At 35.1% G+C, this 987-nt stretch carries 2 protein-coding genes; both read right to left on the bottom strand.

Annotation, left to right across the window (positions count from 1 at the left end):
- Positions 1-398, bottom strand: a 398-nt coding sequence (locus tag E1171_RS00760) for a hypothetical protein (protein WP_155203133.1), incomplete at its 3' end; no start/stop codon positions are given.
- Positions 399-528: 130 nt separating this feature from the next.
- Positions 529-987: RNA polymerase sigma-70 factor (locus tag E1171_RS00755; protein WP_155203131.1), on the bottom strand; the 459-nt coding region annotated here is incomplete at its 5' end.

Here is a 987-nt window from a genome sequence, read left to right as displayed (position 1 = left end):
CTACTATCCGGAAGGGAAAATAACTCCTTATCTTCCAAAGTTGAAAGCTCCATTATTTCGGATTTGGGATTTGCTCTATAAGCAACGAAATAATAAGCTGTAGTTAAAGCAAGTATAATACTGGCAGCCACCCACCAAGGAGTAATTCTCTTTCTTTCTTTTACCTTTTTTGGGGCTATTTTGTCTATTAACTTATTAAAGGATTCTTGGGTATCTGTTTTTTCCGTTTTAGATAATAAAGAAAGCTCCCATGCTTGATAAATTTCCCTGGCATGGGTCCTGTTTTCAGGGATTTTTAGCCATTCTTCAATATACCTTCGATCAGGTGCTGAAATTTCTTCACCTTTCAAATAAGCAAGAATCAAAGATTCATCTATTGGCTCATATGATCTTTCCATATTTCAATAACGTTTTTGTATTTGTTATCACCTATGAGAAAAAGTCCTTTCTTTTAGTGTAGAATAATTTCTATAGGCCTAAGAGGCTCTCGTAGCCCATTTTTCATTTTTATGGGTGAAGTTCGGTGCCTCATGGGAGTTCCTTACTATATTTTTTTAGAGCATTTCGTAAAAATCGAAGTGCTTTGCTTATTTGATTTTCCACAGTTTTTGGGCTAATTTTCAACCTATGAGCTATTTCTTTATGAGAAAGCTCATCAAAGCGACTTAATTTGAAAACTTGCTTACATTTTTCCGGAAGTTGTTCTACTGACTGGGTTAGATCATGAATAATTTCATCAGTAAGGTCAGTATAGTCATAATTGAGGATCTGATCCTGGTAACTTTTTTGGACATGATCTATGTATTTTTGCTTGACTTTGTCGTGTCTAATCAGGTCATAACACTTGTTCCGGACACTTGTGACGAGATATGGGAAAATAGAAATCTCATCATTAAGTGAAAGTCGGTTTTCCCACATTTTTAAGAAAACATCTTGAACTTGTTCCTCAGCAAGGCTTTTATCTTTCAATATTCCATTGGCCAAATG

This window comes from Xanthovirga aplysinae, from assembly GCF_009711365.1.
Taxonomy (GTDB): domain Bacteria; phylum Bacteroidota; class Bacteroidia; order Cytophagales; family Cyclobacteriaceae; genus Xanthovirga; species Xanthovirga aplysinae.
Note: the sequence above shows the minus strand (reverse complement) of the source record. Positions and strands in the feature narration are given on the sequence as shown.